The organism is Klebsiella sp. 141162, assembly GCF_050600755.1.
Taxonomy (GTDB): Bacteria; Pseudomonadota; Gammaproteobacteria; order Enterobacterales; family Enterobacteriaceae; genus Klebsiella; species Klebsiella aerogenes.
Genome location: NZ_JAQIRI010000007.1, coordinates 120,978 through 143,389, shown reverse-complemented (window position 1 = coordinate 143,389; position 22,412 = coordinate 120,978). Strand labels below are relative to the sequence as shown.

At 56.2% G+C, this 22,412-nt stretch carries 19 protein-coding genes; 16 read left to right on the top strand and 3 right to left on the bottom strand.

The window, feature by feature from the left end; translation table 11 throughout:
- Position 1: 1 nt before the first annotated feature.
- The 3 genes from leuB to leuL all read right to left on the bottom strand — a co-directional run bounded on the left by leuB (position 2) and on the right by leuL (position 2,844).
- Positions 2 to 1,093, bottom strand: a complete 1,092-nt coding sequence (gene leuB / locus PGR23_RS18610) for a 3-isopropylmalate dehydrogenase (RefSeq protein WP_015368262.1) — start codon at positions 1,091 to 1,093, stop codon at positions 2 to 4.
- Positions 1,093 to 2,664 carry a 2-isopropylmalate synthase gene (gene leuA, locus PGR23_RS18605; protein WP_015368261.1) on the bottom strand — a complete coding sequence of 524 codons (1,572 nt, stop codon included), beginning with the start codon at positions 2,662 to 2,664 and terminating at the stop codon, positions 1,093 to 1,095. Before leuA ends, leuB begins: the two co-directional genes overlap by 1 nt.
- A 93-nt stretch (positions 2,665 to 2,757) precedes the next feature.
- Complete coding sequence (gene leuL, locus PGR23_RS18600) at positions 2,758 to 2,844, bottom strand: leu operon leader peptide (protein ID WP_020079614.1); 87 nt, start codon at positions 2,842 to 2,844, stop codon at positions 2,758 to 2,760.
- Positions 2,845 to 3,447: 603 nt separating this feature from the next.
- On the opposite strand from leuL, the gene leuO reads away from it, so the two are divergent.
- The 16 genes from leuO to PGR23_RS18520 all read left to right on the top strand — a co-directional run bounded on the left by leuO (position 3,448) and on the right by PGR23_RS18520 (position 22,412).
- Positions 3,448 to 4,416, top strand: a complete 969-nt coding sequence (leuO, locus tag PGR23_RS18595) for a transcriptional regulator LeuO (protein WP_015368259.1) — start codon at positions 3,448 to 3,450, stop codon at positions 4,414 to 4,416.
- Between the two features lie 390 nt (positions 4,417 to 4,806).
- Positions 4,807 to 6,531, top strand: coding sequence for an acetolactate synthase 3 large subunit (ilvI, locus tag PGR23_RS18590; protein WP_032706640.1), 1,725 nt, complete (start codon positions 4,807 to 4,809; stop codon positions 6,529 to 6,531).
- A 2-nt stretch (positions 6,532 to 6,533) separates the two neighbouring features.
- Positions 6,534 to 7,025 (top strand): acetolactate synthase small subunit, encoded by a 492-nt coding sequence (gene ilvN / locus PGR23_RS18585; RefSeq protein ID WP_015368257.1) that lies wholly within the window; start codon positions 6,534 to 6,536, stop codon positions 7,023 to 7,025.
- 197 nt (positions 7,026 to 7,222) lie between these two features.
- Positions 7,223 to 8,227, top strand: a complete 1,005-nt coding sequence (gene cra, locus PGR23_RS18580; RefSeq protein ID WP_045390003.1) for a catabolite repressor/activator — start codon at positions 7,223 to 7,225, stop codon at positions 8,225 to 8,227.
- Positions 8,228 to 8,865: 638 nt separating this feature from the next.
- The gene (mraZ, locus tag PGR23_RS18575; protein ID WP_015368255.1) at positions 8,866 to 9,324 is read left to right on the top strand and encodes a division/cell wall cluster transcriptional repressor MraZ; all 459 of its coding nucleotides are present in this window, start codon (positions 8,866 to 8,868) and stop codon (positions 9,322 to 9,324) included.
- A gap of 1 nt (position 9,325) precedes the next feature.
- Complete coding sequence (gene rsmH / locus PGR23_RS18570; RefSeq protein ID WP_396279921.1) at positions 9,326 to 10,267, top strand: 16S rRNA (cytosine(1402)-N(4))-methyltransferase RsmH; 942 nt, start codon at positions 9,326 to 9,328, stop codon at positions 10,265 to 10,267.
- Positions 10,264 to 10,629: a cell division protein FtsL gene (gene ftsL / locus PGR23_RS18565; RefSeq protein WP_015704398.1), complete on the top strand. Its 366-nt coding sequence runs from the start codon at positions 10,264 to 10,266 to the stop codon at positions 10,627 to 10,629. The genes rsmH and ftsL overlap by 4 nt, the downstream gene beginning before the upstream one ends.
- Before the next feature lie 15 nt (positions 10,630 to 10,644).
- Positions 10,645 to 12,411 (top strand): peptidoglycan glycosyltransferase FtsI, encoded by a 1,767-nt coding sequence (locus PGR23_RS18560; RefSeq protein WP_045390005.1) that lies wholly within the window; start codon positions 10,645 to 10,647, stop codon positions 12,409 to 12,411.
- The gene (gene murE, locus PGR23_RS18555; RefSeq protein WP_396279920.1) at positions 12,398 to 13,885 is read left to right on the top strand and encodes a UDP-N-acetylmuramoyl-L-alanyl-D-glutamate--2,6-diaminopimelate ligase; all 1,488 of its coding nucleotides are present in this window, start codon (positions 12,398 to 12,400) and stop codon (positions 13,883 to 13,885) included. Before PGR23_RS18560 ends, murE begins: the two co-directional genes overlap by 14 nt.
- Positions 13,882 to 15,240 (top strand): UDP-N-acetylmuramoyl-tripeptide--D-alanyl-D-alanine ligase, encoded by a 1,359-nt coding sequence (gene murF, locus PGR23_RS18550; protein WP_396279919.1) that lies wholly within the window; start codon positions 13,882 to 13,884, stop codon positions 15,238 to 15,240. The genes murE and murF overlap by 4 nt, the downstream gene beginning before the upstream one ends.
- Complete coding sequence (mraY, locus tag PGR23_RS18545; protein WP_004204335.1) at positions 15,234 to 16,316, top strand: phospho-N-acetylmuramoyl-pentapeptide-transferase; 1,083 nt, start codon at positions 15,234 to 15,236, stop codon at positions 16,314 to 16,316. The genes murF and mraY overlap by 7 nt, the downstream gene beginning before the upstream one ends.
- 2 nt (positions 16,317 to 16,318) lie before the next feature.
- Positions 16,319 to 17,635 (top strand): UDP-N-acetylmuramoyl-L-alanine--D-glutamate ligase, encoded by a 1,317-nt coding sequence (gene murD / locus PGR23_RS18540; protein ID WP_047042687.1) that lies wholly within the window; start codon positions 16,319 to 16,321, stop codon positions 17,633 to 17,635.
- Positions 17,635 to 18,909, top strand: coding sequence for a cell division protein FtsW (gene ftsW / locus PGR23_RS18535; protein ID WP_045390013.1), 1,275 nt, complete (start codon positions 17,635 to 17,637; stop codon positions 18,907 to 18,909). The genes murD and ftsW overlap by 1 nt, the downstream gene beginning before the upstream one ends.
- A complete protein-coding gene (gene murG / locus PGR23_RS18530; RefSeq protein ID WP_047065207.1) occupies positions 18,906 to 19,976 on the top strand; it encodes an undecaprenyldiphospho-muramoylpentapeptide beta-N-acetylglucosaminyltransferase in 1,071 nt (356 codons plus the stop codon). The genes ftsW and murG overlap by 4 nt, the downstream gene beginning before the upstream one ends.
- A 47-nt stretch (positions 19,977 to 20,023) precedes the next feature.
- Positions 20,024 to 21,499, top strand: a complete 1,476-nt coding sequence (gene murC, locus PGR23_RS18525; protein WP_020079611.1) for a UDP-N-acetylmuramate--L-alanine ligase — start codon at positions 20,024 to 20,026, stop codon at positions 21,497 to 21,499.
- Complete coding sequence (locus tag PGR23_RS18520; RefSeq protein ID WP_045390016.1) at positions 21,492 to 22,412, top strand: D-alanine--D-alanine ligase; 921 nt, start codon at positions 21,492 to 21,494, stop codon at positions 22,410 to 22,412. The genes murC and PGR23_RS18520 overlap by 8 nt, the downstream gene beginning before the upstream one ends.

Sequence of the window (22,412 nt, the reverse complement as noted above, 5' to 3'; positions counted from 1 at the left end):
ATTACACCCCTTCCGCGACATAGCGGGCAATGATATCGCCCATTTCATCTGTACTGACCGCCGCCGTACCGCGCGCTAAGTCGCCGGTACGAATGCCTTCTTCTAACGCGCGGTTGATAGCGCGTTCAATGGCGCTCGCCGCGTCGCCGGCATCCAGGCTATAGCGCAGCAGCAGCGCCAGCGACAGGATTTGCGCAATCGGGTTGGCGATATTTTTGCCTGCGATGTCCGGCGCCGAGCCGCCCGCTGGTTCATACAGGCCAAAACCTTGCTCGTTGAGGCTGGCGGACGGCAACATGCCCATAGAGCCGGTGATCATCGCGCATTCGTCGGACAGGATGTCGCCAAACAGGTTCGAGCACAGCAGGACGTCGAACTGCGACGGATCTTTGATAAGCTGCATGGTGGCATTATCGATATACATATGCGCCAGCTCGACATCCGGATACTCTTTGCCAATCTCGTTGACGATTTCGCGCCACAAGATAGAAGACTGCAGGACGTTGGCTTTATCAATTGACGTCACTTTATGACGACGCTTGCGCGCTGATTCAAAGGCAATACGCGCGATACGCTCGATTTCAAAGCGGTGGTATACCTCAGTATCGAAAGCTTTTTCATGCTGGCCGCTGCCTTCGCGGCCCTTCGGTTGACCGAAGTAGATGCCGCCGGTCAGTTCGCGCACGCACAGAATGTCGAAGCCGTTGGCGGCGATATCGGCGCGCAGCGGGCAGAACGCTTCCAGCCCCTGATACAGTTTAGCCGGGCGCAGGTTGCTGAATAATTTGAAGTGCTTACGCAGCGGCAGCAGCGCGCCGCGTTCCGGCTGTTCGGCCGGCGGCAGATGTTCCCACTTCGGACCGCCGACGGAACCGAACAGAATCGCGTCTGCCTGCTCGCAGCCATCAACGGTGGCTTGCGGCAGCGGCATGCCCTGACGGTCGATGGCGATGCCGCCAACGTCGTACTGGCTGGTGGTGATACGCATTGAAAAACGGTTACGAACGGCTTCCAGTACTTTCATCGCCTGGTTCATCACTTCCGGGCCAATTCCATCACCCGGCAAAACGGCAATATGATAATTCTTCGACATTACACGGTTTCCTTGTTGTTCTCTTTATTCTGAGCTTGGCGTTGCAATTCTTTTTCGACTTCGGCGGCGCGCCAGATGTTGTTCAGCACGTGTACCATCGCTTTTGCTGACGATTCGACGATATCGGTCGCCAGGCCGACGCCGTGGAAGCGGCGACCGTTGTATTCCACGACGATATCAACCTGACCCAGCGCATCTTTGCCGTGACCTTTGGCGCTTAAGCCATACTTCACTAAGTCGATGTTGTAGTCCGTCACGCGGTTAATAGCCTGGTAGATAGCGTCAACCGGGCCGTTGCCGTTGGCGGCTTCGGTTTTGATGTCATCACCGCAGGCCAGCTTGATAGAGGCGGTAGCGATATCGCTCGAGCCAGACTGGACGCTGAAGTAGTCGAGACGGAAATGCTCTGGCTCTTCCTGCTGCTTATTGATGAACGCCAGCGCTTCCAGGTCGTAGTCGAAGACCTGGCCTTTTTTATCCGCCAGCTTCAGGAACGCGTCATACAGATGATCCAGGTTGTAGTCGCTCTCTTTATAGCCCATCTCTTCCATACGGTGTTTCACCGCCGCGCGACCGGAGCGTGAAGTCAGGTTCAGCTGTACCTGGTTCAGGCCGATGGATTCCGGGGTCATGATTTCGTAGTTTTCGCGGTTCTTCAGCACGCCATCCTGATGAATACCGGAAGAGTGGGCGAAGGCACCGGTGCCGACGATGGCTTTGTTAGCCGGGATAGGCATATTGCAGATTTGGCTGACGGTCTGGCTGGTACGCCAGATTTCGTGGTGATTGATGTTGGTGTGCACGTTCATAATGTCTTTGCGCACTTTGATCGCCATGATCACCTCTTCCAGCGCGCAGTTACCGGCGCGTTCGCCGATACCGTTCATCGCGCCTTCTACCTGACGCGCGCCAGCGTGGACGGCGGCGAGGGCGTTACCGACGGCGATGCCTAAATCATCATGGGTGTGGACTGAAATAATCGCTTTATCAATGTTTGGTACGCGTTCATACAGACCGCTGATGATGTTGGCGTATTCGAACGGCATGGTGTAGCCGACGGTATCCGGGATATTAATGGTCGTGGCGCCGGCGCGGATAGCCGCTTCGACAACGCGAGCCAGATCGTCGATCGGCGTACGGCCTGCGTCTTCACAGGAAAATTCGACGTCATCGGTATAGTTACGTGCGCGTTTCACCATGTAAATTGCGCGCTCAATGACTTCATCCAGCGTACTGCGCAACTTGGTGGCGATGTGCATCGGTGAGGTGGCGATGAAGGTGTGAATACGGAATGCTTCCGCCACTTTTAAGGATTCCGCCGCCACGTCGATATCTTTCTCAACGCAGCGAGCCAGCGCGCACACGCGGCTATTTTTGATGGTGCGAGCGATGGTCTGCACCGATTCAAAATCGCCTGGGGAAGAAACCGGGAAACCGACTTCCATCACATCGACGCCCATACGTTCGAGGGCCATGGCTATCTGCAGCTTCTCTTTCACGCTCAGGCTGGCCTGTAACGCTTGTTCACCATCACGTAAGGTCGTATCGAAAATAATGACTTGCTGGCTCATGGTTTAGATCCTTAATCTGTTGCCTGGCGCCTTGCTTCGAGCATAAAAAAACCCGCGCAATGGCGCGGGTTTAGTGTCTTGCTGGAAGATGACTTAACGCTGAACGTCGCCCAACAGCCTACCGCGCACAATGGATGCGTTTAGTAGTAGTAGGCTGGTGAAACGAGTGGTGCGAATCATGCGTCATACTCCAGTTGAAATCGATATGCTTTTAGAGTTACTGGATAGCGGTTTTGATGTCAACCCCAGGCAAGATAAAAACTGTTTTTCACCAGCCTGGTGAATTAGCTAATTGTGCTGGATTATCCCTTGTTTTACCGACGATCCTATTTGAGACATTCATCTGCCCCTGGAAAAATAAAACAATTAGAAAAATTTTTTATCATAAAGGGGATGAAAAATATGAGAGAGGGTTCCATTGTTATCTTAATGAAAGATAAGAGATTAATGGCATTCTCATCGCTGATTTTGAGGGGTTTAGACAAAAGGAAGGATAACAAAGTGTTAATTAATCGCAGGGATAAACTAGATAGTTAATTGATACTTAAATTGTAATTAACTAATAGTGGTGTTGTTTATTCCTGTGATCTATGGGTACACTTTATATCATCAAGTAAATGATATGTTTTAGGCGGGTTCCGGTGATGTCCTGTGAGGTTTTTCGTCGCTACTCATAACCTTGATATATTCCTAAAATTCCATTTTACCCTTTTGCAGATTTAATATGCATGATAAATGATATTGTCTTAATTAATTACTGCACTTTGGTAAAAGGAATTTAGCGTGACGGTGGAGTTAGATATGTTAATTGAAAATACTGAATATAAATCAGCCCCGGGACAGGAAGTCGTTAAACCACAACTGCGGATGGTGGATCTCAACCTGCTGACCGTGTTTGATGCGGTGATGCAGGAACAAAATATTACCCGTGCGGCCCACACTCTCGGGATGTCCCAACCGGCGGTGAGTAACGCGGTCTCTCGCCTTAAGGTGATGTTTAATGATGAACTGTTTGTTCGCTATGGGCGCGGCATTCAGCCAACAGCGCGGGCCTATCAGCTGTTCGGCTCGGTACGCCAGGCATTGCAACTGGTGCAAAATGAGCTGCCGGGTTCCGGCTTTGAACCGCTGAGCAGCGAGCGCGTATTTAACCTCTGCGTTTGTAGCCCATTGGATAATTACTTAACCTCGCTAATATTTAATAAAGTTGGTGAAATCGCGCCAAATATTCATCTGGTCTTTAAATCAGCGCTACATCAAAACACCGAACATCAGCTGCGTTATCAGGAAATTGAATTTGTTATCGGCTATGAAGAGTTCCGTCGTCCGGAGTTCGCCTGCATACCTTTATTCAAAGATGAAATGGTTCTGGTTGCCAGCCGTAAACATCCGCGTATTTCCGGGCCGTTAACGGAAGCGGATATTTATCAGGAAGAGCACGCGGTCGTCGCATTGGATCGTTATGCTTCATTTAGCCAGCCGTGGTATGACTCCGTGGATAAACAATCCTGCATTGCCTATCAGGGTAATGCCATGGTTAGCGTATTAAACGTGGTTTCGCAAACCCACATGGTGGCGATAGCGCCACGCTGGTTAGCCAATGAATTCGCGGATAAATTAGACCTGCAGATATTACCGCTGCCGCTGAAGGTAAATAGCCGCACCTGCTTCCTTTCATGGCACGAAGCGGCCGGTCGTGATAAAGGCCATCAATGGATGGAAGAGTTACTGGCGAATATCTGCCAGCGCTAATTGTCCTCATCCACAAAGGGGAACGGAAGTTCCAGCTTATCTGAGTAAACATTAAAAAAGCAGAATATTATTCTGTTTATCACCGCGGGTTCTCGCAACCCGACGGTGAAAAATGGATGATTTTCTGCCGTAAGCCATTTTCCCCGAGTATTGGCTGTCTCATTTTTCTATTCCTGAAGCAATCCTCCATATATTTCTCCATATGCTTTCTTTTCTGCTTTTGAGACGCGCTCCAGACGCCGCCAGGCGAATTGCCTGCCTGTTGGCGAGCAGTTATGGTAATGCACAGCAAGTTGTTCACTTCAATGCGCTGCCGATGGCGGCGCATCATACGACGCGCGCGGAAAATGACTTCCGCCGTCGTGAAAACAAAAAGCCTGGAGGCAAACCATGGAGATGTTGTCAGGAGCCGAGATGGTCGTCCAATCGCTTGTCGATCAGGGCGTCAAGCAAGTATTCGGCTATCCCGGAGGCGCGGTCCTCGATATCTACGATGCATTACATACCCTCGGCGGCATAGACCATGTGCTGGTGCGCCATGAGCAGGCGGCGGTGCATATGGCTGACGGGCTGGCGCGCGCGACCGGCGAAGTCGGGGTGGTGTTGGTGACCTCCGGCCCGGGAGCGACTAACGCTATTACCGGTATCGCAACGGCTTACATGGATTCTATTCCGCTGGTTATTCTTTCCGGGCAGGTCGCCACCTCGCTGATTGGCTACGATGCCTTCCAGGAGTGCGATATGGTCGGTATCTCGCGCCCGGTGGTCAAACACAGCTTCCTGGTGAAACAGACTGAAGATATTCCCGGCATTTTAAAGAAAGCGTTCTGGCTGGCGGCTAGCGGCCGACCGGGGCCGGTAGTGGTCGATTTGCCGAAGGATATTCTTAATCCGGCGAAAAAGCTGCCTTACGTTTGGCCGGATGCGGTCAGCATGCGTTCTTACAACCCGACAACCAGCGGGCATAAAGGTCAGATCAAACGTGCGTTGCAAACGCTGGTGGCGGCGAAAAAACCGGTCGTATACGTCGGTGGCGGGGCGATCAATTCGCAGTGCGAAGCACAGCTGCGTACCTTGGTCGAAAAGTTGAAGTTACCGGTTGTCTCTTCATTAATGGGCTTAGGCGCTTTTCCGGCGACTCATCAGCAGGCGCTTGGCATGCTGGGGATGCACGGCACCTATGAAGCCAACATGACCATGCATCATTCCGACGTTATTTTTGCAGTCGGCGTACGCTTTGACGATCGCACCACCAACAATTTGGCTAAGTATTGCCCGAACGCCACGGTGCTGCATATTGATATCGATCCTACGTCGATCTCCAAGACCGTCCCTGCGGATGTGCCGATCGTTGGCGACGCGCGGCAGGTGCTCGACCAGATGTTTGATCTGCTTGAGCAGGAAGAGAGCCAGCAGCCGCTGGATGAGATCCGCGACTGGTGGCAGCAGATCGAACAGTGGCGTTCCCGTCATTGTCTGCAATACGACACGCAAAGCGGCAAGATTAAACCACAGGCGGTAATCGAGGCTATCTGGCGCCTGACCAACGGTGATGCTTACGTGACCTCCGACGTTGGCCAGCATCAAATGTTCGCCGCGCTCTATTATCCATTCGATAAACCAAGACGTTGGATTAATTCCGGCGGCCTCGGCACGATGGGCTTTGGCCTGCCTGCGGCGCTGGGCGTGAAGATGGCGCTACCGCAAGAAACCGTCATCTGCGTGACCGGGGACGGCAGCATCCAGATGAACATTCAGGAGCTTTCCACCGCCCTGCAGTATGAACTACCTGTGCTGGTGTTGAACCTGAATAACCGTTACCTCGGGATGGTGAAGCAGTGGCAGGATATGCTCTATTCCGGCCGCCATTCGCAGTCCTACATGGAATCGCTGCCGGACTTCGTGCGCGTCGCCGAGGCGTATGGCCACGTCGGTATTCGCATCAGCGAGCCGCAAGAGCTGGAAGCTAAACTGGCGGAAGCGCTGGAGCAGGTACGTAATAACCGTCTGGTGTTCGTTGATGTTACGGTTGATGGTAGCGAGCATGTTTACCCCATGCAGATCCGCGGCGGCGGCATGGACGAAATGTGGTTGAGCAAAACGGAGAGAACCTGATTATGCGCCGGATATTATCTGTATTACTGGAGAACGAATCGGGGGCATTATCCCGGGTGATCGGCCTGTTTTCCCAACGCGGCTACAATATTGAAAGCCTGACGGTAGCGCCAACCGACGATCCGACGCTGTCCCGCATGACCATCCAGACGGTGGGCGACGAGAAAGCGATTGAGCAGATCGAAAAGCAGTTACATAAGCTGGTGGATGTGCTGCGGGTCAGCGAACTGGGCCAGGGCTCCCACGTCGAGCGTGAAATCATGCTGGTTAAAGTGCAGGCCAGCGGTTATGGCCGTGAAGAGGTGAAACGCAACACCGAGATATTTCGCGGGCAGATTATTGATGTGACGCCTTCTATCTATACCGTGCAGCTGGCAGGAACCAGCGATAAGCTGGATGCCTTCCTGGCCTCATTGCGCGACGTCGCGCGCATTGTTGAAGTGGCGCGCTCCGGTGTCGTCGGCCTGTCGCGTGGCGATAAAATTATGCGCTAAACGCTGTAAAAATGACGTAAAAATAGCCCGACACAAACTGTCGGGTTATTTTTTTGCGAATTCCGTAGGAACTGTGGACGAAAGCGGTTGCCGCGCTAACTATTCTGCGTTTAGATGTTATAAAAATGGATCTCTATACTCTAATGAGTATATCTATTTAATGGTTGTTTTTTGTACTTCTTACCCAAGGGGCAATTGTGAAACTGGATGAAATCGCCCGGCTGGCCGGTGTTTCAAGAACCACCGCGAGCTATGTGATTAATGGCAAAGCGAAGCAGTATCGCGTCAGCGATAAAACGGTCGAGAAGGTGATGGCGGTGGTGCGCGAGCATAACTACCACCCGAATGCGGTCGCTGCTGGCCTGCGCGCAGGACGCACGCGTTCAATTGGTCTGGTAATCCCGGATCTCGAAAATACCAGTTATACCCGTATTGCGAACTACCTGGAGCGTCAGGCGCGTCAGCGCGGCTACCAGTTGCTGATCGCCTGCTCGGAAGATCAGCCGGACAACGAAATGCGCTGCATTGAGCATCTGCTGCAGCGTCAGGTGGACGCGATTATTGTATCGACTTCGCTGCCACCGGAGCACCCGTTTTATCAGCGCTGGGCGAACGATCCCTTCCCAATTGTCGCGCTTGACCGCGCGCTCGATCGTGAACACTTTACCAGCGTCGTCGGTGCGGACCAGGACGACGCCGAAATGCTCGCTGCCGAGCTGCGCAAATTCCCCGGCGACAATGTGCTGTATCTGGGAGCGCTGCCGGAGCTGTCGGTGAGTTTCCTGCGTGAGCAGGGGTTCCGTTCGGCGTGGAAGGATGATCCGCGGGAAGTGAACTTCCTGTATGCCAACAGCTACGAACGCGAAGCTGCGGCCCATCTTTTCGAGAAATGGCTGGAAACGCATCCGATGCCGCAACTGCTGTTCACCACCTCTTTCCCGCTGCTGCAGGGAGTGATGGACGTCACGCTGCGCCGTGAAGGCAAACTGCCATCCGAACTCGCCATCGCCACCTTCGGCGATAACGAACTGCTCGATTTCCTGCAGTGTCCGGTGCTGGCGGTCGCGCAGCGTCACCGCGACGTTGCCGAGCGTGTTTTAGAGATTGTACTGGCAAGCCTGGATGAACCGCGTAAGCCAAAACCAGGCTTAAGCCGTATTCGTCGTAACCTTTATCATCGCGGAAGTTTGAATCGCCGCTGATCCATTAGCGAAAAAAGGTTAAGATTCTTCGTAGGTTATTCGCCAGATGGATTAGCATCTGGCGATATTCCATACAATTTACGTAGAGATTCGTAAATCTATTCGCTTTCAGACAAATCCCTAAACTTCTTTACGCCTTATTTTGTTTTATTCCTGAGAAAGATTTTTTTGTATCCAAATGGTGCAAGAAAATGCGCAATACCCTTTGTTAGTATTATTTTGTTACATTCATCGGAATAATTGCTGAATTAACAATCGCTTTATCCTACCTTCATCGCATCTGAGAGCGTCAGGCCGCGGCACAAGTGCTTATCCGTCCACAACAGGCACTGTTAACGGACATCAGAATGGCCTAAAATGCCGCTCGCGTCGCAAACTGACACTTTATATTTTCCCGCTGAAGATATTTTGTCGCTTTTAACTGTTACGAGTTTGTTGGTTATTTTCTTACACGTATTCATAACGTTAATTTGCCTCGTTTGTTGGTGATTTATTCATCAGGGCTAATATCGGCTGTAAATAATGGGTTTTTGCGCTCCGTTGGCATTAGTGCTGGCTTGACAAGCTTTTCCTCCGCTCCGTAAACTCCTTTAGGTGGGAATTTGTGGGGTAAAGTGGCGAAAAGGGGTGAGGCTGGCATGTTCCGTGGAGCAACGTTAGTCAATCTCGACAGTAAAGGCCGTTTGGCCGTACCGACGCGCTACCGCGACGGGCTGATCGAGGATGCTTCTGGTCAAATGGTGTGCACCATTGACATTCATCACCCGTGCCTGCTGCTTTATCCTTTGCCTGAATGGGAAATCATTGAGCAAAAATTGTCGCGTTTGTCGAGCATGAATCCCGTTGAGCGGCGCGTACAGCGCCTGCTTTTGGGGCATGCCAGCGAATGTCAGATGGATAGCGCCGGACGATTGCTAATCGCGCCGGTGCTGCGGCAACATGCCGGGCTGACAAAAGAAGTGATGCTGGTCGGACAGTTTAATAAATTTGAACTGTGGGATGAAACGACCTGGTATCAACGGGTCAAGGAAGATATCGACGCTGAGCAGTCCGCTACCGGTGAACTGTCGGAGCGCCTGCAGGATTTGTCTTTATAAAATGATGGAAAATTTTAAACACACTACGGTACTTCTGGATGAAGCCGTTAACGGCCTGAATATTCGTCCAAATGGTATCTACATTGATGGAACCTTTGGCCGCGGTGGTCACTCGCGTCTGATCCTCTCCCAACTGGGGGCGGAAGGGCGCCTGCTGGCAATCGATCGCGACCCGACGGCTATTGCCGTTGCGCAAACCATCGATGACCCACGCTTTTCCATCGTACATGGTCCTTTCTCGCAGCTGGCTGACTACGTCGCCGAGCGCAATCTTACCGGCAAGATCGACGGTATCCTTCTCGATCTTGGTGTTTCTTCACCGCAGCTGGACGACGCGGAACGCGGGTTCTCCTTTATGCGCGATGGTCCGCTGGACATGCGCATGGATCCGACTCGCGGTCAGTCCGCCGCCGAATGGTTACAGACCGCCGAAGAAGCCGACATCGCCTGGGTCATCAAAACCTTTGGCGAGGAGCGTTTCGGTAAACGTATCGCGCGCGCGATCGTTGAGCGTAACCGCATTGAGCCGATGACCCGTACCAAAGAGCTGGCGGAAGTTATCGCGGCGGCAACGCCGGTGAAAGATAAGCACAAACATCCCGCGACCCGTACCTTCCAGGCGGTGCGCATCTGGGTGAACAGTGAACTGGAGGAGATAGAGCAGGCGCTAAAAAGCTCGCTCGGCGTGCTGGCCCCCGGTGGTCGGCTGTCGATTATCAGTTTCCATTCGCTGGAAGACCGCATTGTGAAGCGCTTTATGCGTGAGCAAAGCCGCGGTCCGCAGGTTCCAGCAGGGATCCCGATGACTGAAGAGCAGCTCAGGAAAATGGGCGGCCGTCAGTTGCGAGCACTAGGCAAGTTGATGCCGGGCGAAGAAGAGGTGGCAGAGAATCCACGCGCCCGTAGTTCAGTGCTGCGTATCGCAGAGAGGACGAACGCATGATCGGCAGAGTGACAGTAGCCTTAAGCAAAGTTAAAGGATCGTTAGGAAGCAACGAGCGCCATGCCTTGCCTGGCGTCATCGGGGACGATCTTCTGCGGTTTGGGAAGCTGCCACTCTGCCTGTTCATTTGCATCATCATAACGGCAGTGACCGTGGTGACGACGGCGCACCATACCCGTCTGTTAACCGCGCAGCGTGAACAATTAGTTCTGGAGCGTGACGCTCTGGATATTGAATGGCGCAACCTGATCCTCGAAGAGAACGCCCTTGGCGATCACAGTCGGGTTGAACGGATCGCGACAGAGAAGTTGCAGATGCAACACGTTGATCCATCACAAGAAAATATAGTGGTACAGAAATAAGGATTATTGCGACGCATGAAAGCAGCGCCGAAAACGCCAAAAGCAAAACGTCAGGAAGAACAGGCCAACTTTATCAGTTGGCGTTTTGCGTTGCTGTGCGGATGTATTTTAATCGCTCTCGCCTTCCTGCTTGGCCGCGTCGCGTGGCTGCAGGTTGTCAGCCCGGACATGCTGGTGCGTCAGGGGGATATGCGTTCCCTGCGCGTACAGGAAGTCTCCACCGCGCGCGGGATGATTACCGACCGCTCCGGCCGCCCGCTGGCGGTCAGCGTTCCGGTAAAAGCGATTTGGGCCGACCCGAAAGAGCTGCATGATGCGGGCGGTGTGACGCTCGATAACCGCTGGAAAGCGCTAGCCGATGCGCTGAACATGCCGCTGGATCAGCTGGCATCGCGCATCAACAGCAACCCGCGGATGCGTTTTATCTATCTGGCGCGTCAGGTGAACCCTGACATGGCCGACTACATCAGAAAACTGAAGCTGCCGGGGATCCATCTGCGCGAGGAGTCTCGCCGTTATTATCCGTCAGGCGAAGTAACCGCTCACCTCATTGGCTTCACCAACGTCGATAGCCAGGGGATTGAAGGGGTTGAGAAAAGCTTTGATAAATGGCTGACCGGTCAGCCGGGCGAACGTATCGTGCGTAAAGACCGCTATGGCCGCGTGATTGAAGACATTTCTTCCACCGACAGCCAGGCGGCGCATAACCTCGCGTTGAGCATCGACGAGCGCCTGCAGGCGCTGGTATATCGCGAACTGAATAATGCGGTGGCGTTCAACAAAGCGGAATCAGGCACCGCCGTTTTGGTTGACGTCAACACCGGTGAAGTGCTGGCGATGGCGAATAGCCCGTCGTACAACCCAAATAATTTCGCGGGTACCTCCAAAGATACCATGCGTAACCGCGCCATCACCGACGTATTTGAACCGGGTTCAACGGTGAAGCCGATGGTGGTGATGACGGCGCTGCAGCGCGGCATCGTCAATGAAAATACCGTGCTGAATACCATTCCATATCGAATTAACGGCCACGAAATCAAAGACGTGGCGCGCTACAGCGAATTGACCCTGACCGGGGTGCTACAGAAGTCGAGTAACGTCGGCGTTTCTAAGCTGGCGTTAGCGATGCCGTCCTCAGCGTTAGTAGATACTTACTCACGTTTTGGGCTTGGAAAGGCGACCAATTTGGGGTTGGTCGGAGAACGCAGTGGCTTATATCCTCAAAAACAACGGTGGTCTGACATAGAGAGGGCCACCTTTTCTTTCGGCTACGGGCTAATGGTAACACCGTTACAGTTAGCGCGAGTCTACGCAACGATTGGCAGCTATGGCATCTATCGCCCGCTGTCGATTACCAAAGTTGATCCACCGGTTCCGGGCGAGCGCGTGTTCCCGGACTCGCTCGTTCGTACCGTCGTTCACATGATGGAAAGCGTGGCGCTTCCCGGCGGCGGCGGCGTGAAAGCGGCGATTAAAGGCTATCGCATCGCCATTAAAACCGGTACGGCGAAAAAAGTGGGGCCGGATGGCCGCTACATCAACAAATATATTGCTTACACCGCAGGCGTTGCGCCCGCCAGCCACCCGCGTTTCGCGCTGGTGGTGGTGATCAACGACCCGCAGGCAGGTAAATACTACGGTGGCGCCGTTTCCGCGCCGGTATTCGGTGCCATCATGGGCGGCGTACTGCGCACCATGAACATCGAACCGGATGCGCTGGCAACGGGCGAAAAAAGTGAATTTGTGATTAATCAAGGCGAGGGAACAGGTGGCAGATCGTAATTTGCGCGACCTTCTCGCTCCGTGGGTGCCAAATGCGCCGGAGCGAATTCTGCGAGAGATGACGCTGGACAGCCGCGTGGCGGCGTCCGGCGACCTCTTTGTCGCGGTACAGGGTCATCAGGCGGACGGGCGTCGTTATATCCCGCAGGCGATAGCGCAAGGTGTTGCTGCCATTATTGCTGAGGCGCAGGGCGAGGCCGCAGACGGCGAAGTTCGCGAGATGCACGGCGTGCCGGTCATCTACCTTAGCCAACTGAACGAGCGGTTATCCGCGCTGGCCGGGCGTTTTTATCATCAACCTTCGCAGCAGATGCGCCTGGTGGGCGTCACCGGTACTAACGGTAAAACCACCACGACTCAACTGCTTGCGCAGTGGGCGAAACTGCTCGGCGAAACCAGCGCGGTGATGGGTACCGTCGGTAACGGCCTGCTGGATAAAGTGGTGCCAACCGAAAACACCACCGGCTCTGCGGTTGATGTTCAGCACGTGCTTTCCGGTCTGGTAGGGCAGGGGGCGACTTTCGGCGCGATGGAAGTCTCTTCTCACGGGCTGGTTCAGCACCGCGTGGCGGCGCTGCAGTTTGCCGCCTCGGTGTTTACCAATCTGAGCCGTGACCACCTCGACTACCATGGCGACATGGAACATTACGAAGCGGCGAAATGGCTGCTCTATTCCACCCACCATTGCGGCCAGGCCATCGTCAACGCCGACGATGAAGTGGGGCGTCGCTGGCTGGCGAAACTGCCGGATGCGGTGGCGGTGTCGATGGAAGATCATATCAATCCGAACTGCCACGGCCGCTGGCTGAAGGCGACCGCGGTCAACTATCACGACAGCGGCGCGACCATTCAGTTTGACTCGAGCTGGGGCAAGGGCGAAATCGAAAGCCGCCTGATGGGCGCCTTTAACGTCAGCAACCTGCTGCTGGCGCTGGCGACGCTGCTGGCGCTGGGCTATCCGCTGGCGGACCTGTTGAAAACCTCTTCGCGTTTACAGCCGGTGTGCGGCCGCATGGAAGTGTTCAGCGCGCCGGACAAACCGACCGTGGTGGTCGATTACGCCCATACGCCTGACGCGCTGGAAAAAGCGCTGCAGGCCGCTCGTCTGCACTGTAGCGGCAAGCTGTGGTGCGTCTTCGGCTGCGGCGGCGACCGCGACAAGGGCAAACGCCCGCTGATGGGCGCTATCGCGGAAGAGTTTGCCGATATCGTGGTTGTTACCGACGATAACCCGCGTACCGAAGAGCCGCGGGCGATTATCAACGACATTCTGGCCGGCATGCTTGATGCCGGGCAGGTGAAGGTGATGGAAGGCCGCGCGGAAGCGGTGACCAGCGCGGTGATGCAGGCGAAAGCGAACGACGTTGTGCTGGTCGCGGGCAAAGGCCACGAAGACTATCAGATAGTCGGCAACCGCCGTCTGGATTACTCCGACCGCGTTACCGTCGCGCGTCTGCTGGGAGCGGTAGCATGATTCGCTTTACATTAAGCCAGCTCGCCGATATCACCCGCGGCGAACTGCAGGGTAGCGATATCGCTATCGATGACGTGACGTCCGATACCCGCAAAGTCACGGCGGGTTGCCTGTTTGTGGCGCTGAAAGGCGAGCGTTTCGACGCGCATGATTTTGCCGAACAAGCGAAAGCGGCGGGCGCAGGCGCGCTGCTGGTTAGCCGCCAACTGGCCTGCGATTTACCGCAGGTGGTGGTGAAAGATACCCGTCTGGCTTTTGGCGAGTTAGCGGCCTGGGTGCGTCAGCAGGTGCCGACCCGCGTCGTTGCGCTCACCGGTTCGTCCGGTAAGACCTCGGTCAAAGAGATGACCGCGGCGATCCTCAGCCAGTGCGGAAATACGCTGTATACCGCCGGTAACCTGAATAACGATATCGGGGTACCGATGACGCTGCTGCGTCTGAACAAAGATCACCAGTATGCGGTGATTGAACTTGGCGCCAACCACCAGGGCGAAATCGCCTGGACCGTCAGCCTGACGCGTCCGGAAGCGGCGCTGGTCAACAACCTCGCCGCCGCGCACCTCGAAGGCTTCGGCTCGCTGGCGGGCGTGGCAAAAGCCAAGGGCGAAATCTTCACCGGCCTGCCGCAAAACGGCATCGCGATTTTGAATGCCGACAATAACGACTGGCTGAACTGGCAGAGCGTGATTGGCGATCGCAAAGTGTGGCGCTTCTCGCCGAACGCGGCTAACAGCGACTTCACGGCGACCAATGTTCATATCACCAGTTATGGCACCGAATTTACGCTGCAGACCCCGTTCGGCAACGTCGACGTACTGCTGCCGCTGCCGGGGCGCCATAACATCGCTAACGCGCTGGCGGCAACTTCGCTGGCGATGGCGGTAGGCGCCGATCTGGCCGCGGTGAAAGCTGGACTGGCGCAGCTGCAAGCGGTGCCGGGACGTCTGTTCCCGATCCAACTGGCGGAAAACCAGCTGCTGCTGGATGACTCCTACAACGCCAACGTCGGTTCGATGACCGCCGCGGTACAGGTGCTGGCGGAAATGCCGGGCTTCCGGGCGATGGTGGTCGGCGATATGGCTGAACTCGGCGCGGAAAGCGCGGCCTGTCATCGCGAAGTGGGCGAAGCGGCGAAAGCGGCGGGCCTGGATTGCGTGCTCAGCGTCGGTTCACTGAGCGCGGATATCAGCAGCGCCAGCGGCGTGGGCGAACATTTTAACGATAAAGCCGCCGTGGTAGCTCGCCTGCGCGAGCTGCTGGCAGAGCATAAAATCATGACCATTTTAGTGAAGGGTTCACGTAGTGCCGCTATGGAAGAGGTAGTACGCGCATTACAGGAGATTGCGACATGTTAGTATGGCTGGCCGAACATCTGGTCAAATATTATTCCGGCTTTAACGTCTTTTCCTATCTGACGTTTCGCGCCATCGTCAGCCTGCTGACCGCGCTGTTCATCTCGTTGTGGATGGGCCCGCGTATGATCGCCCGTCTGCAAAAACTGTCCTTCGGTCAGGTCGTTCGTAACGACGGCCCGGAGTCCCACTTCAGCAAACGCGGGACCCCGACCATGGGCGGGATTATGATCCTCACCGCGATTACCGTTTCCGTCCTGCTGTGGGCTTATCCGTCCAATCCATACGTCTGGTGCGTGCTGACGGTATTAATCGGCTACGGCATCATCGGGTTTGTCGATGATTACCGTAAAGTCGTGCGTAAAGACACCAAGGGCCTGATTGCCCGCTGGAAGTATTTCTGGATGTCGGTAATCGCGCTGGGCGTGGCGTTCGCGCTGTATCTGGCGGGGAAAGACACCCCGGCGACCGAGCTGGTAGTGCCGTTCTTTAAAGATGTGATGCCGCAGCTGGGGCTGTTCTACATCCTGCTGGCTTACTTCGTTATCGTCGGTACCGGCAATGCGGTCAATCTCACCGACGGCCTCGACGGCCTGGCGATTATGCCGACCGTCTTCGTCGCCGCCGGCTTTGCGCTGGTAGCGTGGGCCACCGGTAACATGAACTTCGCCAACTACCTGCATATTCCTTATCTGCGTCACGCCGGCGAGCTGGTTATCGTCTGCACGGCGATTGTCGGCGCGGGCTTGGGCTTCTTGTGGTTTAACACCTACCCGGCGCAGGTCTTTATGGGTGACGTCGGTTCGCTGGCGCTCGGCGGCGCGCTGGGCATTATCGCCGTACTGCTGCGTCAGGAGTTCCTGCTGGTGATTATGGGCGGCGTTTTCGTCGTGGAAACCTTGTCGGTTATCCTGCAGGTCGGCTCGTTCAAGCTGCGCGGCCAGCGCATCTTCCGTATGGCGCCGATTCACCACCACTATGAACTGAAAGGCTGGCCGGAACCGCGCGTTATCGTGCGCTTCTGGATTATTTCGCTGATGCTGGTGCTGATTGGCCTGGCGACGCTGAAGGTACGTTAATCATGGCAGATTATCAGGGTAAAAAAGTCGTCATTATTGGGCTGGGCATGACCGGCCTGTCATGCGTGGACTTTTTCATGGCGCGCGGCGTAACCCCGCGCGTGATGGATACCCGCGTCGCCCCTGCCGGGCTTGATAAGCTGCCGGAAGCCGTTGAGCGCCACGTGGGCGGCCTTAACGACGACTGGCTGCTGGCGGCGGATCTGATTGTCGCAAGCCCGGGGATTGCTCTGGCGCACCCTTCACTGAGCGCGGCGGCGGATGCCGGAGTGGAAATCGTCGGCGATATCGAGCTGTTTTGCCGCGAGGCGCAGGCGCCGATTATCGCCATTACCGGCTCTAACGGAAAAAGCACCGTCACTACCCTGGTGGGCGAGATGGCGAAGGCGGCGGGCGTGAACGTCGGCGTTGGCGGCAATATCGGCCTGCCGGCGCTGATGCTGCTGGATCCGGCGCGCGAACTGTACGTGCTTGAACTTTCCAGCTTCCAGCTGGAGACCACCTCCAGCCTGAAAGCCGTCGCGGCAACCATCCTCAACGTGACTGAGGACCATATGGACCGCTATCCGCTGGGGCTGCAGCAGTATCGCGCGGCGAAACTGCGGGTCTATGAAAATGCTAAAACCTGCGTGGTGAATGCCGATGACGCGCTGACCATGCCGGTACGCGGCGCTGACGAACGCTGCGTCAGCTTCGGCGTCGATGTCGGAGACTATCACCTTAACCGCCAGCAGGGCGAAACCTGGCTGCGGGTGAAGGGTGAGAAAGTGCTGAACGTGAAAGAAATGACCATCAGCGGCCAGCACAACTACAGCAATGCCCTGGCGGCGCTGGCGCTGGCGGATGCCGCGGGCTTGCCGCGCGCCAGTAGCCTGAAGGCGCTGACCACCTTCACCGGCCTGGCGCACCGCTTCCAGCTGGCGCTGGAGCATAACGGCGTGCGTTGGATCAATGACTCCAAGGCGACCAACGTCGGCAGTACCGAGGCGGCGCTGAACGGCCTGCATCTCGACGGTACGCTGTATCTGTTGTTGGGCGGCGACGGTAAATCCGCCGACTTCACGCCGCTGAAACGCTATCTTGGCGGCGAGAACGTTCGTCTGTACTGCTTCGGCCGCGACGGCGCTCAACTGGCGGCGCTGCGTCCGGAAATCGCGGTACAAACCGAAACCATGGAACAGGCGATGCGGCAGATCGCTTCGCAGGTTAAAACAGGCGATATGGTCTTACTGTCGCCGGCCTGCGCGAGCCTGGACCAGTTTAAAAACTTTGAACAACGGGGTGATGTCTTTACCCGTCTGGCGAAGGAGTTAGGTTGATGCGTTTCTCTCTCCCACGCCTGAGAATGCCACAGCTGGGCCTGCCCCGGTTGAAGCTGCCGCGACTGCCGGGGATGTTTATTTTCGCCTGGCTGTTCGCCGCGCTGAAAGGTTGGGTGATGGGCTCGCGCCCGAAAGATAACGATAGCCTGGTCATGTATGACCGGATGCTGCTGTGGCTGACCTTCGGCCTGGCGGCTATCGGTTTTATCATGGTGACCTCGGCCTCGATGCCGGTCGGACAGCGCCTGGCGAACGATCCGTTCCTGTTTGCTAAGCGTGATGGTTTGTATATTGTGCTGGCCTTCGCGCTGGCGATGATTACGCTGCGCTTGCCGATGGAGTTCTGGCAGCGCCACAGTACCGCGATGCTGATCGCCTCGATTGTGATGCTGCTGATCGTACTGGTGGTGGGGAGCTCGGTTAACGGCGCCTCGCGTTGGATCGCGCTCGGGCCGCTGCGCATTCAGCCAGCGGAGTTTACCAAGCTATCGCTGTTCTGCTACATCGCCAACTATCTGGTGCGTAAAGCGGATGAGGTGCGTAACAACCTGCGCGGCTTCTTAAAACCGATGGGCGTGATTTTCGTACTGGCGATTTTGCTGCTGGCGCAGCCTGACCTCGGTACGGTAGTCGTACTGTTCGTCACCACGCTGGCGATGTTGTTCCTGGCCGGCGCGAAACTCTGGCAGTTCATCGCCATTATCGGCATGGGGATCTCGGCGGTGGTGCTGCTGATCCTCGCCGAACCGTATCGTATTCGCCGCGTCACCTCCTTCTGGAACCCGTGGGAAGACCCGTTTGGCAGCGGCTATCAGCTGACCCAATCGCTGATGGCCTTTGGCCGCGGCGAGATGTGGGGGCAGGGCCTCGGCAACTCGGTGCAGAAACTGGAGTATTTGCCGGAAGCGCATACCGACTTTATCTTCGCCATTATCGGCGAAGAACTCGGTTATATCGGTGTGGTACTCGCGCTTTTAATGGTATTCTTCGTCGCCTTTCGCGCCATGTCGATTGGCCGCAAAGCGCTGGAGATTGACCACCGCTTCTCCGGCTTTTTGGCCTGTGCTATCGGCGTGTGGTTTAGCTTCCAGGCGTTGGTTAACGTCGGGGCGGCGGCGGGGATGCTGCCGACCAAGGGGTTGACCTTGCCATTGATTAGTTATGGTGGCTCCAGTCTGCTGATTATGTCGACGGCCATTATGTTTTTATTGCGAATAGATTATGAAACGCGCCTCGAGAAAGCGCAGGCGTTTACACGGGGTGTTCGATGAGCGGTCAGGAAAAGCGGTTAATGGTGATGGCGGGCGGCACTGGCGGACATGTGTTCCCGGGGCTGGCGGTCGCGCACCATTTAATGGACCAGGGCTGGCAGGTTCGCTGGCTTGGCACCGCCGATCGTATGGAAGCGGATTTAGTGCCGAAACACGGCATTGATATCGATTTTATTCGCATCTCCGGCCTGCGCGGCAAAGGGATAAAAGCGCAACTGTTAGCGCCGGTGCGGATCTTCAACGCCTGGCGGCAGGCGCGGGCGATCATGAAGCGTTTCCAGCCGGATGTGGTGCTGGGCATGGGCGGTTATGTTTCCGGACCTGGCGGTCTGGCGGCATGGTCGCTCGGGATCCCTGTGGTGCTGCATGAACAAAACGGGATTGCCGGCCTGACCAATAAATGGCTGGCGAAGATTGCGAAGAAAGTGATGCAGGCGTTTCCCGGCGCCTTCCCGCACGCAGATGTCGTGGGCAATCCGGTGCGTACCGACGTTCTCGCGCTACCGCTGCCGGGACAGCGTCTGGTGGGCCGGCAGGGGCCGATTCGCGTGCTGGTGGTCGGCGGCTCTCAGGGCGCGCGCGTGCTGAACCAGACTATGCCGCAGGTGGCCGCGAAGCTCGGCGATGCGGTGACCATCTGGCATCAGAGCGGGAAAGGCGGCATGGATACCGTGCGCCAGGCGTACGCCGCCGCCGGTCAGCCGCAGCATAAAGTGACTGAGTTTATTGATGATATGGCGGCAGCCTATGCGTGGGCCGATGTGGTTGTTTGTCGTTCCGGCGCGCTGACGGTCAGCGAAATCGCTGCCGCAGGTTTACCGGCATTGTTCGTCCCGTTCCAGCACAAAGATCGTCAGCAGTACTGGAATGCGCTGCCGCTGGAAAAAGCCGGCGCGGCGAAAATTCTCGAACAACCCGAGTTCACGGCGGATGCCGTGGCGGCCACTCTGGCCGGTTGGGATCGGGAAACCCTGATGGATATGGCGGAACGAGCGCGTGGCGCTTCGATTCCGGATGCTACCGAGCGGGTAGCGGAAGAGGTCAGCGCCGTAGCTTTGGCGCGCTAATCGCGGTGATTATCACCGCCCGAATAAAGAAGTTGATGGCGTAAAGAATGAATACACAAGATTTGGCAAAACTGCGTTCCATAGTGCCCGAGATGCGTCGCGTCCGGCACATTCACTTTGTCGGCATCGGCGGTGCCGGTATGGGCGGTATTGCCGAAGTGTTGGCGAATGAAGGCTACCAGATTAGCGGCTCCGATCTTGCGCCGAATCCGGTGACTCAGCAGCTGTCGCAGCTTGGCGCCACCATTTATTTCAACCATCGCCCGGAAAACGTGCGCGATGCCAGCGTTGTCGTGGTGTCCAGCGCGATCTCCGCGGATAACCCGGAAATCGTCGCCGCGCACGAAGCGCGCATTCCGGTGATCCGCCGCGCGGAAATGCTGGCGGAACTCATGCGTTTCCGTCACGGAATTGCGATTGCCGGTACTCACGGCAAAACCACCACCACCGCGATGGTATCCAGCATTTACGCCGAGGCCGGCCTCGATCCGACCTTCGTCAACGGCGGGCTGGTGAAGGCGGCGGGCGTGCATGCCCGTCTTGGCCATAGCCGCTATCTGATTGCGGAAGCGGATGAGAGCGATGCGTCGTTCCTGCATCTGCAGCCGATGGTCGCCATTGTGACCAACATTGAAGCTGACCATATGGATACCTATCATGGCGACTTCGAGAACCTGAAGCAGACCTTTATTAACTTCCTGCACAACCTGCCGTTCTACGGGCGCGCCGTGATGTGCGTGGATGACCCGGTGATTCGTGAACTGCTGCCGCGCGTCGGCCGCCAAATCACCACCTATGGTTTTAGCGATGACGCCGACGTACGCATTGAAGAGTATCGTCAGGTCGGCGCGCAGGGCCATTTCCGCCTGGTACGCCAGGACAAAGAGGTCATGCAGGTGACGCTGAACGCACCGGGTCGCCACAATGCGCTTAACGCTGCCGCGGCCGTTGCCGTCGCGACGGAAGAGGGCATTGAAGACGAGGCGATTCTGCGCGCGTTGGAAAGTTTCCAGGGCACCGGCCGCCGCTTCGACTTCCTTGGCGAATATCCGCTGGCGGAAGTCAACGGCAAGAGCGGTAGCGCGATGCTGATCGACGATTACGGTCATCACCCGACGGAAGTCGACGCCACTATCAAAGCGGCGCGTGCCGGCTGGCCGGATAAAAATCTGGTGATGGTATTCCAGCCGCACCGTTATACCCGTACTCGCGATCTGTATGATGATTTCGCCAACGTGCTGACCCAGGTCGATGCGCTGCTGATGCTGGATGTGTATCCGGCGGGTGAAGCGCCGATTCCAGGCGCCGATAGCCGCTCGCTGTGCCGTACGATCCGCGGTCGCGGCAAAGTTGACCCGATTCTGGTTTCCGATCCGGCGCAGGCCGCGGAGATGCTGGCGTCGGTATTGACCGGCGACGATCTGGTGCTGGTGCAGGGCGCCGGCAACATAGGAAAAATCGCACGTCACCTGGCTGAAATCAAACTGGTACCGCAAAAAACGGAGGAGGACCGCCATGGCTGATAAAATCGCGGTTCTCTTCGGCGGAACCTCTGCTGAACGTGAAGTCTCGCTGAATTCAGGCGCGGCGGTGTTGGCCGGGCTGCGTGAAGGCGGGGTGGATGCCCACCCGGTCGATCCGCGCGACGTTGATATCACCCAGCTAAAAAACATGGGCTTTCAGAAAGCGTTTATTGCCCTGCACGGGCGCGGCGGCGAAGATGGCACGCTGCAAGGCCTTCTTGAGCTCATTCAACTGCCGTACACCGGTAGTGGCGTAATGGCTTCCGCCATTTCGATGGATAAACTGCGCAGTAAATTACTGTGGCAGGGGGCGGGATTACCGGTCGCGCCATGGGTTGCATTGACCCGCGCCCAGTTCAACGCAGGACTTTCTGCTGGCGTTAGTGAGCAGATTGCGGCGCTGGGGCTGCCGGTTATCATCAAGCCGAGCCGCGAAGGGTCAAGCGTCGGGATGTCGAAAGTTAGCGAAAGTTGTGCAATGCAGGATGCATTGGCGCTGGCTTTTCAGCATGATGATGAAGTTCTGATTGAGAAATGGCTTAGTGGCCCGGAATTTACCGTCGCTATCGTCGGTGAAGAAATTTTACCGTCAATTCGTATCCAGGCGGCTGGAACCTTCTATGATTATGAGGCGAAGTATCTCTCTGATGAGACGCAATATTTCTGCCCTGGTTTTGAGGAACCTGCCCGCGAGACAGAAATCCAGAGCCTGGTGCTTAAAGCCTGGAATGTTCTGGGTTGCAAAGGATGGGGACGTATTGACGTGATGCTGGACAGCGATGGCCAGTTTTATCTGCTGGAAGCGAACACCTCACCGGGGATGACCAGCCATAGTCTGGTGCCGATGGCGGCCCGCCAGGCGGGGATGAGCTTCTCGCAGCTTGTTGTACGAATTCTGGACCTGGCGGGGTGA

Bases quoted from the DNA above. Each gene is read 5' to 3' on its own strand.
- leuA (WP_015368261.1), bottom strand. From the start codon at position 2,664: ATGAGCCAGCAAGTCATTATTTTCGATACGACCTTACGTGATGGTGAA.
- murG (WP_047065207.1), top strand. From the start codon at position 18,906: ATGAGCGGTCAGGAAAAGCGGTTAATGGTGATGGCGGGCGGCACTGGC.
- ftsL (WP_015704398.1), top strand. From the start codon at position 10,264: ATGATCGGCAGAGTGACAGTAGCCTTAAGCAAAGTTAAAGGATCGTTA.
- leuB (WP_015368262.1), bottom strand. From the start codon at position 1,093: ATGTCGAAGAATTATCATATTGCCGTTTTGCCGGGTGATGGAATTGGC.
- mraZ (WP_015368255.1), top strand. From the start codon at position 8,866: ATGTTCCGTGGAGCAACGTTAGTCAATCTCGACAGTAAAGGCCGTTTG.
- murF (WP_396279919.1), top strand. From the start codon at position 13,882: ATGATTCGCTTTACATTAAGCCAGCTCGCCGATATCACCCGCGGCGAA.
- mraY (WP_004204335.1), top strand. From the start codon at position 15,234: ATGTTAGTATGGCTGGCCGAACATCTGGTCAAATATTATTCCGGCTTT.
- murD (WP_047042687.1), top strand. From the start codon at position 16,319: ATGGCAGATTATCAGGGTAAAAAAGTCGTCATTATTGGGCTGGGCATG.
- rsmH (WP_396279921.1), top strand. From the start codon at position 9,326: ATGATGGAAAATTTTAAACACACTACGGTACTTCTGGATGAAGCCGTT.
- ilvN (WP_015368257.1), top strand. From the start codon at position 6,534: ATGCGCCGGATATTATCTGTATTACTGGAGAACGAATCGGGGGCATTA.
- ftsW (WP_045390013.1), top strand. From the start codon at position 17,635: ATGCGTTTCTCTCTCCCACGCCTGAGAATGCCACAGCTGGGCCTGCCC.
- leuL (WP_020079614.1), bottom strand. From the start codon at position 2,844: ATGATTCGCACCACTCGTTTCACCAGCCTACTACTACTAAACGCATCC.
- PGR23_RS18560 (WP_045390005.1), top strand. From the start codon at position 10,645: ATGAAAGCAGCGCCGAAAACGCCAAAAGCAAAACGTCAGGAAGAACAG.
- ilvI (WP_032706640.1), top strand. From the start codon at position 4,807: ATGGAGATGTTGTCAGGAGCCGAGATGGTCGTCCAATCGCTTGTCGAT.
- PGR23_RS18520 (WP_045390016.1), top strand. From the start codon at position 21,492: ATGGCTGATAAAATCGCGGTTCTCTTCGGCGGAACCTCTGCTGAACGT.
- murC (WP_020079611.1), top strand. From the start codon at position 20,024: ATGAATACACAAGATTTGGCAAAACTGCGTTCCATAGTGCCCGAGATG.